This window comes from Pseudomonas sp. S2_H10 (genome assembly GCF_054668285.1).
The window spans coordinates 37,403-53,467 of record NZ_CP162754.1; the positions used below are offsets into that span (position 1 = coordinate 37,403).

Here is a 16,065-nt window from a genome sequence, read left to right on the forward strand (position 1 = left end):
GGCTGTTTCGTTTGATTGACTTACCTGCAACTGATTCACGCACGTCCCTGACCAATCCGCTGACCCTGTATCTGGCGCGACTGGCGCCGTCCAGCCAACTGACCATGCGTTACGTGCTGCAGGATGCCGCCGACCGCCTGGGTTTCGAAGATCACGATATCGAGGAGATCCCCTGGCACAACCTGCAGCCCGAGGACGTGATCGCGCTGGTGGCCACTTTGCGCACGGACGGCTACGCGCCGAACACCTCTTCGCTGTACGTCAACGCGGTGCGCGGGGTGATGAACGAAGCGTGGCGCATGAGCCTGATTTCTCAGGAGCACCTGTTGAAGATGCGCTCGGTGAAGGGCATTGCCGGGACACGGCTGTCCCAGGGGCGCAATCTCAGGCGCACGCTGATCCAGGAATTGATGGCGGTCTGTGCCGCCGATCCACGGCCGCAAGGCCTGCGCGATGCGGCGATCATCGGGATTCTGTACGGTTCGGGCATGCGCAAATCCGAATCGGTGAACCTGGAACTCAGCCAGGTCGATTTCAGCGAGCGCAGCCTGCGGGTGACTGCCAAGGGCAACAAGCAGTTGATCAAATACGCACCGGCCTGGGCCTTCGCCAAACTGCAAGCCTGGCTGGAACTGCGCCGTTCGCTGCTCAAGGAAGGCGAGTCGGACGACCCGTTCCTGTTCAACCGCATCCGCCGGGGCAGCCACATCACCCGTGAGCGCATCACCAAACATGCGATCTACTACATTGCCCGGCAACGCGGGGCGCAGGTCGGGGTGAAAATCATGCCCCACGACTTCCGGCGTTCATTCATTACCCGGGTGATCGAAGAGCATGACTTGTCGATTGCGCAGAAACTGGCCCATCACAGCAACATCCAGACCACGGCCAACTACGATGTGCGCGATGACAACGAGCGACGTCGGGCGGTGGATCGATTCGACCTGTGAACGACTACAGTTCGCTCAGCACATGGGCGTGGCCAATGGTCGAGACCTGGACCGCGCTGCCGGCCGGTGGTGCATACATGCCTGAGCTGCGCACCAGCAATGATCGGCCCGGTTGATCGCGAGGGGTCAATGCCTGGAGTTCGACCGTCAGCGTGCAAGTGTTGCCGCTGAAATCCCGATCGGTGACCACGGCCCGGCAGCCAGTGCCGTCCGGGTCGCTGGGCAGGACACTGGACAGTTGCAGCTGCTCGGGGCGCAGCATGATCTGCGCCGCGCTGTTGTTGCGGTGGTTGTTGACCGGAATCCGCCCCAGGTCGCAATGCGCCCAACCGGCCTCGATGCGTGCCGGCATGACCACGGCATCCCCCAGGAACAGCGCGGTCTGTTCGTCTTCGGGATAGCGGTAAAGGTCCAGCGGATGCCCTGACTGCACCAGTCGGCCGTGACGCATCACCGCCAGCTGGTCGGCGAACGACAGGGCTTCACTCTGGTCGTGGGTGACCAGGATGGTGGTGACGCCTGCGTCTTCCAGCAGCCGCGCAACCATCTTGCGCATGGCGGCGCGCAATCCGGTATCGAGCGCCGAGAACGGCTCGTCCAGCAGCATCAGCCGTGGCTGTTGCGCCAGTGCCCGGGCCAGGGCCACTCGCTGTTGCTGGCCACCGGACAATTCGTGCGGCCAGCGCCCGGCCATCTTCGCGTCCAGCGCCACGCTGTCCATCAGTTCGGCGACGCGCTGTTGTTTTTCCGTGCCCTTGATCGACAAACCGAAGCCGATGTTCGCCGCCACGGTCATGTGCGGGAACAGGGCGCCGTCCTGCGGCACATAGCCGATCAGGCGTTGATGCGCCGGTACTTCGTGGGTGCCGTCGACCAGGGTCTGGCCGTTGAGCGAAAGACGCCCGGAATCGGGGAATTCGAAGCCGGCAATCATCCGCAGCAAGGTGGTTTTGCCCGAGCCGGACGGGCCGACGATGACCGTGCGACTGCCGCTCGGCACCGACAGGCTGATGTTGTCCAGGGCGCAGTAGGCGCCATAGGACTTGTAGAGGGCATTCAGTTCTAGAGTGTTCATCGGCCAGCCGTTTTTTTCGATTGGTGATAAAGAAGTCCGGTCAGCGGCAGCGACAGCACAACCATCAATAAGGCGTAGGGCGCAGCGGCGGCGTAATCGATTTCGCTGGTCAAGGCCCAGAATCCGGTGGCCAGGGTGCGCGTGCCGTTCGGGGCCAGCAGCAGGGTGGCGGTCAATTCGTTGGTGATCGCCAGGAACACCAGCGCCGCGCCGGCGGCAGCCCCGGGCGCGGCCAGGCGCAAGGTGATCAGCCACAAGGCCCGGGCCGGCGAACGGCCCAGGCTGCGGGCCATGTTTTCCAGTTCCACCGGGGCCTGGGCAATGCCGGCGCGCAGGCTCACCAGGGCGCGGGGCAGGAACATCAGCAGGTAGGCCAGGAGCACGGTGATGGTGGTCTGGTAGATCGGCCGGGCAAAATGGATGGTGACGGTCACCAGCGCCAGCGCCACGATGATCCCGGGCAAGGAACTGGTGATGTAGTTGCAGCTTTCCAGCACCCGTTGCAGGCGGCCGGGGTGGCGGATCGACAGCCAGGCAATCGGGATCGCCGCACAGGTGGTCAGCGCCGCGCCGGCGATTCCGAGCAGCAGGGTTTGCTCCAGGGCCGGCAACAGCTCGGCCATGTCCCAGACTTCCACGCCGCCGGCGATCAGCCATTTACCCAGGGTGATCAGGGGCACGCCCAGGGCCAGGGCGCAGGTCACGATCTGCAGGGTCAGAGAGAGCAGGGTGGATGCCGGTTTCAGGCATACCACCCGTTGCTCCCGGGCGCTGCCCGAACCGACGCGCGCATAACGCGCCGAGCCCCGGGCGGCGGATTCGGCCGTCAACATCGCCAGGCAACACAGCGCCAGCACACTGGCGAGCATGTGCGCCGCTGCGCCGTTGAAGGTCGATTTGAACTGATCGAAGATCGCGGTGGTAAAGGTGTCGAAACGGATCATCGCGTACAGGCCATATTCGGCCAGCAGGTGCAGGCCGACCAACAACGCGCCGCCACAGATCGCCAGGCGCAATTGCGGCAGCACCACGCGAAAAAACACTTTCCAGGGTTTGAGCCCCATGGATTCGGCGACGTCTTCGATGGCCGGGTCGAGTCGGCGCAACGTGGCCGCCACCGGCAAATACAGGAACGGGAAGTAGGCGATGACCGAGACCAGCACGCCGGCAAACAAGCCATGGATCGGTGGCACCAGGCTGACCCAGGCGTAGCTGTGAACGAACGCAGGCACGGCCAGCGGGGCGGTGGCCAGCAACGACCACCAGCGCCGTCCCGGCAGATTCGTGCGCTCCGTGAGCCACGCCAGCGTCACCCCCAGTGCCACGCACAAGGGAATCGTCAGCAGCACCAGCAACACGGTGTTGACCAGCAGTTCACCGACCCGGGGGCGGAACACCAGGGCCACGACGGTTGACCAGCCTGTCTGCAGGGACACGCCGATAACGTAAGCGATCGGTAGCAGTGCCAGTAACGAAACCAGCACCGACAAACCGATCACCCATACGCCGCCACGCCCGGCGAATAGTCCGCGCGATCGTCGACGCATATTGGCGGGTGTCGCCTCGGCGACGTCCGCAGGCAGGGTTTCAGGCATCAATTTAGAGCAGTCCGGCCTGTGTCATCAGCTCCACGGCTTTTTTACTGTCGAGTTTCGAAGCATCGACAGTCGGCGCATCGAGTTGATTCAGAGGCACCAGTTTAGGGTTGGATTCAGCACCTTTGCCCACGGCGTATTCAAACGACTTGCCGTTCTTGAGGATGGCCTGGCCGTCCTTGCCGGTGATGTACTTGAGGAACGCCTGGGCCTGTTCGTTGTGCTTGCTGGAAGCAAGGACGCCGCCACCGGAGATGCTGACAAAAGCGCCCGGATCCTTGTGCTTGAAATAGTGCAGGGCGGTGTTCTTGCTGTTTTCGCCAGTCTTGGACTGATCGACCAGGCTGTAATAGTGGTAGATCACTCCGCTTTCGATCTGCCCGGCATTCACCGCTTTGAGTACCGAGCTGTTGCCACGGTAGCTGGTGTAGTTGGCTTTCATCCCCTTGAGCCAATCGAGCGTGGCGGTCTCACCTTTCTGTTGCAGGATGGCAGCGACGATGGCCTGGAAGTCGGCACCGCCTGGCGACGCGCCCCAGCGACCTTTCCAGCTTGGGTCGGCCAGGTCCATGATCGATTTCGGCAGATTGGTTTCCGACAGCTTGCTCGGGTTGTAGACAAACACCGTGGAGCGCGCGGCGATCCCGACCCATTTGCCATGGGCCGGACGATAGGCCGGGTCGACCTGCTCCTGCGTGGTTTTGTCGACAGGGGCGAACAGCCCGGCGTTGTCGACGAGCACCATGGCCGGGGAGTTTTCGGTCAGGAATACATCCGCCGGAGAAGCCGCGCCTTCCTGCACGATCTGATTGCCCATCTCGGTGTCATCGCCGTTGCGCAAGGTCACGGGAATACCGGTCTCCTGGGTGAAACCCTCGACCCAGGCCTTGGTCAGGCCTTCGTGTTGGGCGTTGTACACCACGATGCCGACGGTGTCGGCGGCATAGACCTGGCCAGCGCTCAGCAAAGCGGTGGCCAGCAGGGCTTTTTTCAAGAACGAAGGGGTTTTGGGAATCATTCTGCGGGCTGCTCCTGATGCATTTCTTGAAAGTCATGCGCATTGAAACGCCAGTTAACCAATGCGAATCGTTTGCATGTTTTGGATTGCAGGGAATGTAGAGATCCAAATGAGAAAATAACGTCAAAAAAACCGCTAATACATGTAATTTTCATTCAGATTAGCAGCACTGCGGCCACTGTGTTTCGACTAGTCGCTCAGAATGTGCCGTTGGCCTCGGCTGTTCGCCAGATCAACGGCGAACGTGTCGCCGTCAATCCGCGAGGGGGAAGGGTCATTCAGGACGAAGGGCAGCTCGCCTGGGGTCGGGTGGCCGCCTGGCTGATCATCGCGGCCAGGCGTTTGATGTTGTTTTGCTGGGCAAGCACCAGCTCATCGATGCTCGCGCCTGCCGGCGTTTGCAGGGTGCTGCGGCAAATCACCCGGGCCTTGTCGCCGGTGTCGGCGCTGCGCAGGCGCCATTTCACGTCCATCAACGCGTATTGACCGGGGACCGAGTCAAAACGCTGAACATCGACCCGTACCGAATGCTTGCCCTGTACGGGGCTGTTGCTCAGTTGATCGGCCAGCGCACTGCGCAATTCATCCACCAGCGTGGCGCCCCACCAATGGGTCTCGAGAATCGCCAGGCCGCTATTGCCCTCGCGCACGACGATCTGCGCGCGATCGACCTGGGGCGGCACGCTGAGCGTCTCGATCTGTATCACCCCGACGGTGGTCCTTGAATGATCGCCCACCTGTGTCGGGGTCAGGGTGTGGAACTGAATCGGGTCACTGCGGCAGGCGGCGAGCAGCAACAACGCGGTGAACAGTGTGAACTTCAACGGAAAAGCCATGGGTGTTGCTCCTGTGTTCAATTGCGCGGTGGCCCTTGCAGATCCAGGGGCGCGGCATTGTTCGGACGGCCGCGGATCAGCGATTCCGGATGCCTTCCCAGGTAATCCGAAAGATCACGCAAGGATCTCGACGTGCGTCCCAGTTCGTCCAGGGTCTGCCCCAGTTTTTCCCGCTGTGGCGAGTCATCGGCCAGGGTCGAACTGGCTGATTGCAGGGTCGTATTGGCCGTTTCCAGGGTTTTGCTGAAGTCCGACAGGGTGGTCTGTACGCCCGGCAGGATCTTGCCGTTGAATTGCATCATGCCTTTGCGCAGTTCGACGAGATTGCCGTCCAGATTGCCGGCAATGCGCTCGATAGGCAGTTTGTTGATCTTGTCGACCATGGCTTCGAGTTTTTCCTGCAATTGCTCCAGGCTGCCCGGAATGGTTGGAATGACGACCGGGCGGGCGCTTGCATCGAATGCGACCTTTTCCGCCTTGGGGTAGAAGTCCAGAGAGATGTACAACTGGCCGGTCAGGATGTTGCCGGTGCGCGCCTGGGCGCGCAGGCCGTTGTCGATGAAGGTGCCGATCAGACGCACGCTCCCGGCTTCGTCATTGGGGTCATGATTGAGCGCCTTGAGCATCTTGAGGTGGGCCTGGCCCAGGCGTTGCGGGTAAATCACGATGCCGACGTTGACCGGAAAGGAGCGTTTTTTCTCGTCGAAATCCAGGTTGACCGACACCACCTTGCCGATTTCCACGCCGAGGAATTCCACCGGGGCATCCACCTTGAGCCCGCGCATTGCCTGGTCGAAACGCATGGCCAGGTACTGCGGCTTGCCGTTTGGCGGGGCGAGGGCGGTCTGCTGGTCGTCGAACAGTTCGTAGGCGTATTCGGCTGCCGCAGGTTTGTCGCCAGGGCTGTAGTCTGGCGCGCGGAAGGCGATGCCACCCACCAGCAAGGCCGACAGCGATTCGGTCTTGACCGCGAAACCGTTGGCGCCGACGTTCACGTCAATGCCGCTGGCGTTCCAGAAACGGGTGTTTTCGGTGACGTACTTGTCATTGGGTGCATGGATGAACAACTCGATGTTCACGCCTTTGCCATCCGGGTCCAGTGCGTAGGCGACCACCTGACCCACCGGAATCTTGCGGAAGTAAACCGGAGAGCCGATATCCAGCGAGCCCAGATCCTGGGTGAACAGGGTGAAGCGCTTGCCCGGCTCGCCATAGGTGATGGGGGGCGGATTCTCCAGCCCGGTGAAGTTTTTTGCCCGGGCGTTGGCCTGGCCGATATCGGCACCGATGTAATCGCCCGACAGCAGCGTGTCGATACCGGACACACCGCCAGCGCCAATGCGCGGCCGCACGACCCAGAACTGCGAATCTTCACGGGTAAAGCTTTCGGCCTGCTTTTCCAGCTTGATCGTGGCGTTGACGCTCTTCTGGTCGCCGCTCAACTGCACGTCGGAGACATGACCGATCACGACATTGCGGTATTTGACCTCGGTTTTATTCGCGGTCAGGCCGCTCCCGGTCTTGAACGTGACAACGATGACCGGGCCTTGCTGCAGAATGCTGTGAACCACCAGCGATATACCCACCAGTACCGCAACGATCGGCACGATCCAGACCAGCGAAACGCTGAAACGGCCGGTCTTGATCGGCGCCTGCCCGGGGGCTTGCGGCCCGTCAGTGGCTTGTGACTTCATCCGTGACCTCCTCATTGTGTGGGTTTTCCCGTTCTTTATCCCAGATCATGCGGGGATCGAAACTCATTGCCGAGAGCATGGTGAACACCACCACCAGACCAAAAAACAGAATGCCCGCGCGCGGCTCGATGTCGGCCAGGGCCTGGAATTTCACCAGGGAAGCAACCAGGGCCACCACTATCACATCGAGCATCGACCAGTAGCCGATGACTTCGACGAACCGGTACAGCTTCGAGCGCTCTACGCGTGCCCACTCGCTGTCGCGTTGCACGGTGACCAGCAGCAGGGTGATGGCGACGAACTTGATGCCCGGCACCGCGATACTGGCGATGAAAATGATCAGGGCGATGTCCCAGGCGCCGGCTTCCCAGAACTCCAGCACGCCACCGATGATCGTGCTGTCGGCGCCGTTGCCGACCATCTTGGTGTTCATCACCGGCAGCAGGTTGGCCGGGATGTAAAACACCAGGGCCGCGAGCATGTAGGCCCAGGTGCGGGTCAGCGCATTGGTTTTGCGCCGGTGCAGCGGCGCACCGCAACGCTCGCATTCGTGAGGGTCGTCGGTGATGTCGCAGGCCAGCCCGCAACTGTGGCACAGGCACAGGTTGAGCTCGTCGGCGTACGGAGGCGTGCTCATACGATGTCCCATAGTTCGCGGATGTCGCGCCCGGCGATGCGGATCATCATCAGGCTCAGCGCAGCCAGGGCAAACAACCCTATGCCGGGCAGCACATCGAGCAGGCCGGCGAGTTTGATCACCGCGACCATCGCGCCCAGCAGGCAGACTTCGAGCATGCTCCAGGGCCGCAAGGCTTCCAGCCAGCGCATGCACAATTTGAACCCCGGCGAGCGTTGCCCGGCGAGGGCGAAGCCCAGCACCCAGATCAGCAGCAACAACTGGAAGATCGGCGCGATGATCATGGCGATAGCCGCCACCATGGCGATGAAGGTGATAGGTCCCAGGCTCAGGGCCAGTACCGAATCCCACAGGGTCGCACTGTTTTTCAGGCCTTTGAGGCTGATGCTCATCACGGGATAGAAATTGGCGAACAGCCAAAGCATCAACGCTGTGAAGGTCAACGCCAGACGTTGTTCCACCGTGAGGCCGTTATAACGCTGAAGCACGCCACCGCAGCGCGTGCACAGGGTTTTCTGATGTTTGGCGAGCGATACTTTCTGGTAAACGCTGTCGCAGTGCTCGCAGATGATCAGTTGATCAGTAGTTGCCATAGGTCAAGCTCAACAGAAGGCAGGAAGTTCAGAGCACCCCCTCAATATAGAAGTGCCTCGCAATTGAGCAAATCGAAAGTCCAATCACGGGTGTTATCGGCGGTTTTAATGGCGCTGTGAAAGCGACGAATGACTTTTAATGGCATCGCCTGCGCGGTGCGCCATGAAAATAACGTACTAGGCTATTGCGAGCGCCTTGAGTAGTAGGGGAGTTCCATTATTTGGTCGGCAGTCTTCCTTGAACTTTCCAGGCACATTGTTTGGGGGATCACTCACCAGGTTCCTGTGGTTGAGTACTTGCAGGATGAGTAGCCAGCCACCGGAATCCGTCCGGATAAAGGAAGGTCACCATGAAAAGGCTCCCGCATCGCTTCAGGTTTTACGTTGGCTGCTCATTGTTGATTGCGCTTAACGGCATTGCCCAGGCTGCACAAACGGAAAAGCCCAACATCCTGTTCATCGTTTCCGACGATACCGGTTACGGCGACCTGGGGCCGTATGGTGGCGGTGTCGGCCGCGGCATGCCGACCCCCAGCATCGACCAACTGGCCGCTGAAGGTACAACCTTCTACTCCTTCTATGCCCAACCGAGCTGCACACCCGGCCGGGCCGCCATGCAGACCGGGCGCATCCCCAATCGCAGCGGCATGACCACCGTGGCCTTCCAGGGCCAGGGCGGTGGCTTGCCAGCCGCCGAGTGGACGCTGGCTTCAGTGCTCAAGACCGGCGGTTACGAGACCTACTTCACCGGCAAGTGGCACTTGGGCGAAGCCGATTACGCCATGCCCAATGCCCAGGGCTATGACGTGATGAAGTACGTCGGCCTCTATCACCTCAATGCCTACACCTACGCGGACCCGACCTGGTTCCCCGACATGGACCCGGAAACCCGCGCGATGTTTGCCCAGGTGACCAAGGGCGCACTCTCGGGCAAGGCCGGGGAGAAACCCGTCGAAGAGTTCAAGATCAACGGCCAGTATGTCGATACGCCTGTCATCGACGGCAAACCCGGCGTGGTCGGCATTCCTTTCTTCGACAGCTATGTCGAGAAGGCCGCACTGGAATTCCTCGACACCGCCGCCAAGTCCGACAAGCCGTTTTTCATCAACGTCAACTTCATGAAAGTGCACCAGCCGAACCTGCCGGCACCGGAGTTCGTCCACAAGTCGATATCCAAGACCAAGTACGCCGATTCGGTGGTCGAACTGGATACGCGCATCGGCCACATCATGGACAAGCTCAAGGCGCTGGGCCTGGATAAGAACACGCTGGTGGTCTACACCACCGACAACGGCGCGTGGCAGGACGTTTACCCGGATGCCGGCTACACGCCTTTCCGTGGCACCAAGGGTACCGTGCGCGAGGGCGGCAACCGGGTTCCGGCGATCATGACCTGGCCTGGCAAAATCAAGCCCAATTTCAAGAACCACGACATTCTCGGCGGGCTCGACCTGATGGCGACCTTCGCCTCGGTGGCCGGCATCAAGTTGCCGGAGAAGGATCGTGAAGGCCAGCCAATCTACTTCGACAGCTACGACATGACCCCGGTGATCACCGGCACGGGTCCCGACCCGCGTAAAGAATGGTTCTACTTCACTGAAAACGAGTTGTCGCCGGGGGCTGCTCGTGTGGGCAACTACAAAGCCGTGTTCAACCTGCGCGGCGACGATGGTGTACCGACTGGCGGCCTGGCCGTGGACACCAACCTGGGCTGGAAAGGCGCGACCAAGTACGTGGCGACGGTGCCGCAGATCTTCGATCTGTATCAAGACCCACAGGAGCGCTATGACATTTTCATGAGTAACGTCACCGAGCGTACCTGGACCATGGTGCCGATCAGTCAGGCGATCAACAAGCTCATGCAGACCTACATCAAGTATCCGCCACGCAAGATGCAAAGCATGACCTATGACGGGCCGATCGAACTGTCCAAGTATCAGAAGTTCCAGTCGGTTCGCGAGGATCTGCAGAAGGAAGGCGTCAACATTCCGATTCCTCAATAAGCCTGTCCGGATGCCTGAGGCGAGGGGCCGACCCTCGTCTCAGGCGCCCGCTGGTCAACCCAGCATTTCCCGCATCCGATACCAGAACATGCCCAGGGCCAGCAACGGCGAGCGCAGGGCGCGTCCGCCGGGGAAGGTCATGTGCGGCACGGCGCTGAACACGTCGAAACCTTTGCTGTGGCCGGCATGGATCGCTTCGCCCAACAACTTCGCACACCAGTGGGTCACGTTCAGGCCGTGGCCGGAATAGCCCTGGGCGTAGAAGACGTTCGGGTGCTGGCTGAGGCGCCCGACCTGCGGGAAGCGGTTGGCCGAGATGCCGATCATGCCGCCCCACTGATAATCGATGCGCGCATCGGCCAGTTGCGGGAACACCTTGAGCATCTGCGGGCGCATGTAGGCCGCGATGTCCGAAGGATCGCGCCCGGAGTAATGACAGGCACCGCCGAACAGCAGGCGCCGATCCGCCGAGAGCCGGTAGTAATCCAGGCCGACTTTCTGGTCGCACAGTGCGACGTTGTGCGGGATCAGTTGCCTGGCGGCAACTTCCGACAAGGGTTCGGTGGCGATGATGTAGCTGCCCGCCGGGAGCACCTTGCCGCTGAGCTTCGGTTCCAGCTCTTCCAGGTGCGCGTTGCAGGCCAGCACCAGGGTGCCCGCACGCACGGTGCCCCCGGCGCAGCGCACTTGCACGGTGCTGCCGTGGATCAGCTCCAGCACCGGGCTCTGCTCGAAGATCTGCACGCCGAGGGATTCGGCGACTTGCGCTTCACCCAGTGCCAGGTTAAGCGGATGCAGGTGACCCGAGCCCATGTCCACCAGGCCGCCGGCGTAGACGCCGGAATTCACCACCTGCTCACGGATCTGGCCGGCTTCGATCAAGCGGGTTTCATGGGCATAACCGGACTCGAGCAGTTCGGCGTGCTCGGCCTTCAGCCCGGCAAAATGCGCCGGGGTGTTGGCCAGTTCGCAGAAACCCCAGCGCAGGTCGCAATCAATGGCGTGTTCGCCGATGCGTTTGGCCACCACTTGCACCGATTCGGTCCCGGCGTGTTCCAGGTATTGCACGCCCTCGGCGCCGATGTGTTTGGCGAAACCACTGACGTCATGCCCGATGCCGCGAATCAACTGGCCGCCGTTGCGCCCGCTGGCGCCCCAGCCAATCCGCCGGGCCTCCAACAGGACCACCGAGAGCCCGCGCTGGGCCAGCTCGATGGCGGTGTTGATGCCGGTGAAACCCGCGCCGACCACGCACACATCGGCCTCAAGGTCCGAGGCCAGCGCGGCACGCTGCCTCATGCCCTTGGCGGACGCTGCGTAATAGGAGCGGGTGTGTTCCTTGGTGTACTGATTCATTTGTTGGACTTCACTTTGCTCCACGAGCGGGTCATCAGGCGCATGATCGACTGCGGCGGCGTGGTGGAGATGTAGAGTTTGTCGAGGACTTCCTGGGACGGATACACCTCGGGGTTGTTGACCAGCTCAGGGTCCATGTACTGCTTGGCGGCCGGGTTCGGGTTGGCATAGCCGACCGATGCGCTGACCTTGGCAATCACTTGCGGGTCCAGCAGGTAGTTGATGAAGGCGTGGGCTTCTTTCGGATTGCTGGCGTCGGCGGGGATGGCCAGCAGGTCGAACCATAGGTTGGCGCCTTCCTTGGGAATGGCGTAGGCGATGTTCACGCCGTTGCCGGCTTCCTTGGCGCGGTTGGCTGCCTGGAACACGTCGCCCGAGTAACCGAACGCCACGCAGATGTCGCCGTTGGCCAGGTCCGAGACGTACTTGGAGGAGTGGAAGTAGGTGATGTAAGGGCGGATCTCCAGCAGCTTGGCTTCGGCCTTCTTGAAGTCCTCGGGGTTTTCGCTGCGTGGGTCCATGCCCATGTAGTTGAGTACCGCCGGGAACACTTCGTCCGCCGAGTCCATCATCGACACACCGCAGGCGCTCAGCTTCTTGATGTTCTCCGGTTCGAACAGCACGGCCCAGGAATCGATCTTGTCGATGCCCAGCACAGCCTTGACCTTGTCGACGTTGTAGCCGATGCCGTTGGTGCCCCACAGGTAAGGCACCGAGTGCGCGTTGCCCGGATCGTTTTTCTCCAGCAGCGTCAGCAGTTTCGGGTCAAGGTTCTTGAAGTTCGGCAGTTGCTCGCGATCGAGCTTGAGGAACGCGCCGGCCTTTACCTGGCGGGCGAGGAAGTGGTTGGACGGCACCACCACGTCATACCCGGTGCGACCGGCGAGCAGTTTGCCTTCCAGGGTTTCGTTGGAATCGAATACGTCGTAGATCACCTTGATCCCGGTTTTCGCCTGGAAGTCGGCGAGGGTGGTTTCGCCGATGTAGTCGGTCCAGTTGTAGACACTGACCTGTGGCTGAGCCTGGGCTACGGCGCTGAACAAGACCGCCAGCGCGGCCGGGACCATGGATTTCAATAGACGCATGTCGATACCTTCTTGGAATTATTGGGATCTATAGGAATTCACCAAACCCCTGTAGGAGCTGGCTTGCCAGCGATGGCGGCGTGTCAGGCAACGATGATGTTGAATGTACCGGCCTCATCGCGGGCAAGCCCGCTCCCACAGGGATTGTGTGGTGCCTGGGGGAGCGGGGTGTTAAACGCTGAGCATCAGGAACTCACGCTCCCACGAACTGATCACGCGCTTGAAGTTCTCGTGCTCGGCGCGTTTGACCGCGACATAGCCGCGTACGAACTTGCTGCCCAGGTAGCGGCTGATGGTGTCGCACTCTTCCATCTGGGTCAGGGCGTCCTCGATGGTGATCGGCAGGCGCAGGTTGCGGCGCTCGTAGGCACGGCCCTGTACCGCGGCGCTCGGCTCGATGCGCTCGACCATGCCCAGGTAACCGCACAGCAGGCTGGCGGCGATGGCCAGGTACGGGTTGGCGTCGGCGCCCGGCAGACGGTTTTCCACGCGCATGGCGTCCGGGCTGGAAGTCGGTACGCGCAAACCGACGGTGCGGTTTTCTTCGCCCCATTCGACGTTCACCGGCGCCGAGGTGTCCGGCAGGAAGCGGCGGAACGAGTTGACGTTCGGCGCGAACATCGGCAGCACTTTCGGGATGTACTTCTGCAAGCCACCGATGTGATGCAGGAACAGTTCGCTCATGTTGCCATCGGCATCGGCAAAGATCGGCTGGCCGGTGGCAATGTCCACCACGCTCTGGTGAATGTGCATGGCGCTGCCAGGCTCGTCGCCGACCGGCTTGGCCATGAAGGTGGCCGCCACGTTGTGCTTGAGCGCCGCTTCACGCATGGTGCGCTTGAACACGGTGATCTGGTCGGCCAGGTCCAGGGCGTTGCCATGACGGAAGTTGATTTCCATCTGTGCCGGGCCGTCTTCGTGGATCAGCGTGTCGAGGTCCAGGCCTTGCAGTTCGCACCAGTCGTAGACGTCTTCGAACAGCGGATCGAATTCGTTCGCCGCGTCGATGGAGAACGACTGGCGACCGCTTTCGGCACGGCCCGAACGGCCCATCGGCGCCTTGAGCGGCAGGTCCGGGTCTTCGCAGCGCTGGGTCAGGTAGAACTCCATTTCCGGCGCGACGATCGGCCGCCAGCCTTTGTCGGTGTACAGCTGCAGGACTTTCTTCAGCACGTTGCGCGGCGACAGCTCGATCGGGTTGCCGAACTTGTCGAAGGTGTCGTGGATCACGATGGCGGTCGGCTCGATGGCCCACGGCACCACGTAGACAGCGTCGGCGTCCGGCTTGCAGACCATGTCGATGTCGGCCGGGTCGAGCAGGTCGTAGTAGATGTCGTCGTCGACAAAGTCCCCGGTTACCGTTTGCAGAAGGACACTTTCCGGCAGGCGCATGCCTCGCTCATGCAGGAACTTGTTGGTCGGTGCAATTTTGCCGCGTGCAATGCCGGTCAGATCGCTGACGACGCACTCGACTTCGGTAATCTTGTGATCTTTCAGCCAAGTGAACAGCTGATCGAAAGGGACATTCATAAAGACCTCGTTATTGGTTTTATTAACGCCAGGAGAGACCGGTTTCATCCGCCGGACACTTCCCCTGTAGCGCGTTGACGACTATCTTGTGCGAGCCAAGCGGTTCCATCTATCCACTTTAAGCAGCACAAAGCGCACCAAAAGAGTGCGCAAGGTCACCCATGACACACTGCAACTCACTACAGGTCCAAGCGTTCAACACCGCCGATGTCGCCGAGCAAATCCGCGCCACGCCGGGCTGGACCCAGCATTACCAGCAAATGTCGCCGGGGCATTTCGCGGGGAGGGTGCGCTATCTGGATCTGCAGGGCGTGGAGATTTACGAAGAATCGATGAACACCCGGGTCGAGCAGAATTTCAGCGCGCCCCAGGGTTCGCTGTCGTTCTGTTTCGACCGGGGCGACAACGCGCTGTACGTGTTGAATGGCGAGAGCCGCAACATCTGGATCACCCCGGAGAACTACCAGGAAATCGCCGTGGTGTTCGGTCCGGAGTTTGTGAAGCGTCACAGCCTGGACATCGCCCGGCTCGAAGGGCTGTTCATGGCGCCGCTCGATTCCCAGCAGAACGCGTTGTTCTGCCGTTGGCTCAGCGGGACCCTGACGCGCCTGTCGCAGACCTTCGATCCACCGAGCCGCGAAGCGCTGACCCAGCAACTGCTGGAAGACTGCCTGTTCATTCTCGACAACGCCTGCGTCGGCCTCGACCAGGGCGCGTTGCAGCGCCGTGCCGGAGAGCGGGCGATCATGAAGCGGGTAGGGGAATGGGCGGCGGACACCCCGGAAGAACACCTCAACCTGCTGGAACTGTCCCAGGTCGCGGGCGTTTCACTGCGCCAGTTGCAGCACGCGTTCAAGACCTACACCGGCATGGCGCCGACCCAATGGCTGCGCTTGCGCCGACTCAACAGCGCCCGCCGCGAACTGCTCAGCCGCACGCCCACGCAAACCACCGTGGCCGAGGTGGCGATGCACTGGTCGTTCTGGCACCTGGGACGGTTTTCCAGCAGCTATCGCGCGTTGTTCAACGAGCTGCCGAGCGACACCCTCAAGCGTGCGAGTACCACTCAGGCAAACGGTCGCAGCCGGCGTTAGAACGTCGGTGGCGTAATCACCCAGATCACCACCGCATCGACATCGCCGGGATTGCCGTAGCGGTGCGGTTCCTGGCTGGAAAAGCTGAAGCTGTCGCCTTCATTGAGCTGGAAATGCCGCTCGCCGACCCACAGCTCGAAGCTGCCGGACAACAGGTAACCGGCTTCTTCGCCATCGTGGCTGTAGCTTTGCTGGCTGTAGGTGCCGGGCGGGAAGCGCGAGTGGAGCATTTCCAGTTGGCGGTTGGCTTGCGGGGTCAGCAACTGGTCGACGATGCCGTCTTCGTAATGCACGTTCAGGCGGCTGTGCTTGCGCACCACGATACCGTCGTCTTCGGGCGCGGTGACCGCTTCACTGGCGAAGAACCACTGGATGGTGACGCCGAGGCTGCGGGCAATGTTGAACAGCGCCGGAATCGACGGGTAGGCGAGGTTGCGCTCCAGCTGGCTGATGTAGCCGGCGGTGAGTTCGCTCTGTTGCGCCAGTTCCGCCAGGGTCATGCCCCGGCGTTTGCGCAGGCCGCGAATGCGTGTGCCGAGAAAGTGCGGTTCGGCGGCGGGCTGGGTCTTGCTATTGTTGCTCATGGAAAATTCCGAACC

14 protein-coding genes are annotated in these 16,065 nt (G+C 61.4%); 3 read left to right on the forward strand and 11 right to left on the reverse strand.

From position 1 onward, the window contains the following. Positions 1–11 precede the first annotated feature (11 nt). Positions 12–950 (forward strand): site-specific integrase, encoded by a 939-nt coding sequence (locus AB4O16_RS00155; RefSeq protein ID WP_460156665.1) that lies wholly within the window; start codon positions 12–14, stop codon positions 948–950. Between the two features lie 4 nt (positions 951–954). Here the strand turns inward: AB4O16_RS00155 and AB4O16_RS00160 are convergent, their stop codons facing one another. The 7 genes from AB4O16_RS00160 to AB4O16_RS00190 form a co-directional block, all read right to left on the reverse strand. Further along, on the reverse strand, positions 955–2,025 hold the full coding sequence (locus tag AB4O16_RS00160) for an ABC transporter ATP-binding protein (protein ID WP_460156666.1): 1,071 nt from the start codon (positions 2,023–2,025) through the stop codon (positions 955–957). Beyond that, the gene (locus AB4O16_RS00165) at positions 2,022–3,620 is read right to left on the reverse strand and encodes an ABC transporter permease (protein WP_460156667.1); all 1,599 of its coding nucleotides are present in this window, start codon (positions 3,618–3,620) and stop codon (positions 2,022–2,024) included. Before AB4O16_RS00165 ends, AB4O16_RS00160 begins: the two co-directional genes overlap by 4 nt. A 4-nt stretch (positions 3,621–3,624) precedes the next feature. Next, positions 3,625–4,638: an iron ABC transporter substrate-binding protein gene (locus tag AB4O16_RS00170; protein WP_460156668.1), complete on the reverse strand. Its 1,014-nt coding sequence runs from the start codon at positions 4,636–4,638 to the stop codon at positions 3,625–3,627. A gap of 278 nt (positions 4,639–4,916) precedes the next feature. Continuing rightward, the gene (locus AB4O16_RS00175; RefSeq protein ID WP_460156669.1) at positions 4,917–5,474 is read right to left on the reverse strand and encodes a PqiC family protein; all 558 of its coding nucleotides are present in this window, start codon (positions 5,472–5,474) and stop codon (positions 4,917–4,919) included. 17 nt (positions 5,475–5,491) lie between these two features. Then, positions 5,492–7,168, reverse strand: coding sequence for a PqiB family protein (locus AB4O16_RS00180; RefSeq protein ID WP_160387449.1), 1,677 nt, complete (start codon positions 7,166–7,168; stop codon positions 5,492–5,494). Further along, complete coding sequence (locus AB4O16_RS00185; protein WP_460156670.1) at positions 7,149–7,805, reverse strand: paraquat-inducible protein A; 657 nt, start codon at positions 7,803–7,805, stop codon at positions 7,149–7,151. Before AB4O16_RS00185 ends, AB4O16_RS00180 begins: the two co-directional genes overlap by 20 nt. After that, positions 7,802–8,398: a paraquat-inducible protein A gene (locus AB4O16_RS00190; protein WP_160387453.1), complete on the reverse strand. Its 597-nt coding sequence runs from the start codon at positions 8,396–8,398 to the stop codon at positions 7,802–7,804. The genes AB4O16_RS00185 and AB4O16_RS00190 overlap by 4 nt, the downstream gene beginning before the upstream one ends. Positions 8,399–8,748: 350 nt before the next feature. Between AB4O16_RS00190 and AB4O16_RS00195 the strand changes: the two genes are divergently transcribed. Then, entirely contained in the window at positions 8,749–10,401 is a 1,653-nt protein-coding gene (locus tag AB4O16_RS00195; protein ID WP_160387454.1) for an arylsulfatase, read from the forward strand. 54 nt (positions 10,402–10,455) lie between these two features. Here the strand turns inward: AB4O16_RS00195 and AB4O16_RS00200 are convergent, their stop codons facing one another. The 3 genes from AB4O16_RS00200 to AB4O16_RS00210 all read right to left on the reverse strand — a co-directional run bounded on the left by AB4O16_RS00200 (position 10,456) and on the right by AB4O16_RS00210 (position 14,372). Beyond that, entirely contained in the window at positions 10,456–11,757 is a 1,302-nt protein-coding gene (locus tag AB4O16_RS00200) for an NAD(P)/FAD-dependent oxidoreductase (RefSeq protein ID WP_460156671.1), read from the reverse strand. Continuing rightward, positions 11,754–12,842, reverse strand: a complete 1,089-nt coding sequence (locus AB4O16_RS00205) for a polyamine ABC transporter substrate-binding protein (RefSeq protein WP_160387458.1) — start codon at positions 12,840–12,842, stop codon at positions 11,754–11,756. Before AB4O16_RS00205 ends, AB4O16_RS00200 begins: the two co-directional genes overlap by 4 nt. 171 nt (positions 12,843–13,013) lie before the next feature. Continuing rightward, on the reverse strand, positions 13,014–14,372 hold the full coding sequence (locus AB4O16_RS00210) for a glutamine synthetase family protein (protein ID WP_007974329.1): 1,359 nt from the start codon (positions 14,370–14,372) through the stop codon (positions 13,014–13,016). Positions 14,373–14,533: 161 nt separating this feature from the next. On the opposite strand from AB4O16_RS00210, the gene AB4O16_RS00215 reads away from it, so the two are divergent. After that, entirely contained in the window at positions 14,534–15,466 is a 933-nt protein-coding gene (locus tag AB4O16_RS00215) for a helix-turn-helix domain-containing protein (protein WP_460156672.1), read from the forward strand. Here AB4O16_RS00215 and AB4O16_RS00220 read toward each other — a convergent pair. Next, the gene (locus AB4O16_RS00220) at positions 15,463–16,050 is read right to left on the reverse strand and encodes a cupin domain-containing protein (protein ID WP_160387462.1); all 588 of its coding nucleotides are present in this window, start codon (positions 16,048–16,050) and stop codon (positions 15,463–15,465) included. The genes AB4O16_RS00215 and AB4O16_RS00220 overlap by 4 nt on opposite strands. Between the last annotated feature and the right edge of the window lie 15 nt (positions 16,051–16,065).